Source organism: Photobacterium sp. ABD4_091 (assembly GCF_056160145.1).
In genome coordinates this window covers 1-1061 of record NZ_JBSWWQ010000018.1, presented here as the reverse complement: position 1 = coordinate 1061, position 1061 = coordinate 1, and the positions used below count along the sequence as shown (strand labels likewise).

Here is a 1061-nt window from a genome sequence, read left to right as displayed (position 1 = left end):
TCACACTGCTGGCCTTTCACTGCCACAGCAAGTTCAAATGGCACTGTTCTCACTGGCTTGCCTGATGGATGCAGAGGAAACTTACAAAGATGCTTGTAAGAACATCATCCGCCAGCGTTACAACACCCTGTACAAAAACATGGGTGTAACCGTGGAGAAAGACGTTAACCGCGTTGACTACTACACCCTGCTAGATCTGGATGTGCTGGGTGCGAAAATGTACGGTCAGGCGTTTGTAGACTGGTTCAAAGCAAACAACATGGGCAAAGACTTCCTGTTCCGTCTTGCTTACGAAACCGGCGTTATTCTACTACCAGGTAAAGGCTTTGATGTGGTACACGGTTCAGTACGCGTTTCACTGGCGAACCTGACTCACCACGAGTACGAGTTGATTGGCCGCGAAACCCGAAAAGTGCTTGACGAGTACTACAACAACTTCGTGACTGCGACTCAAGCCTAATCGTTAACAAAAGCTGCCCTTAATCGGCAGCTTTTTTATTTTCACATCACTTATTAAATCCACATTTTTCTTTTCAACTTCCCTATTATAACTTTCCTTCATCCGCTCCCATTAAACACTGTCACTAAAACACACATTTAAATTCCTGTAAAAACCAAAACCATAAAATAACTAGAATTAACAACTTAATATAATTACAAACCATAACTAACACAGCCCCTCCAAGCAAAAATTCACAAAAAAGGCTGTTACAAAAAAGCAACCACAACCCCAAAAAAGCATTAAAACAAACACTTAAAACCAGAAGCAACCATGTAAATCAATGGTAATTAAAAATGGAAGGATTCAATCATTCATTTGCGAGTTTGGGTGTTTAGTAAGTCACGGTAATATATCCCCACACCAAGAGAGATGAGTAATTAATTTAGTTAACCATCTTCAAAAAGATTATCCATTAACTCAACAGCTGAATATTAAGTGCATTTATTAGTACTTATTAAACAAGATAACTCACTGACATCTTCTTAGAGAATTTATTATGACTACTGAAACTACAGCAATCGACTTTTCAAAATTTGCAGATCTAAGCCCTTTCGAACTT

The 1061-nt window shown here is 39.2% G+C and carries 1 pseudogene; it reads left to right on the top strand.

The window, feature by feature from the left end:
• A pseudogene (locus tag ACXAGQ_RS29060) lies at positions 1 to 460 on the top strand (bifunctional aspartate transaminase/aspartate 4-decarboxylase); the annotation flags it as partial.
• Between the last annotated feature and the right edge of the window lie 601 nt (positions 461 to 1061).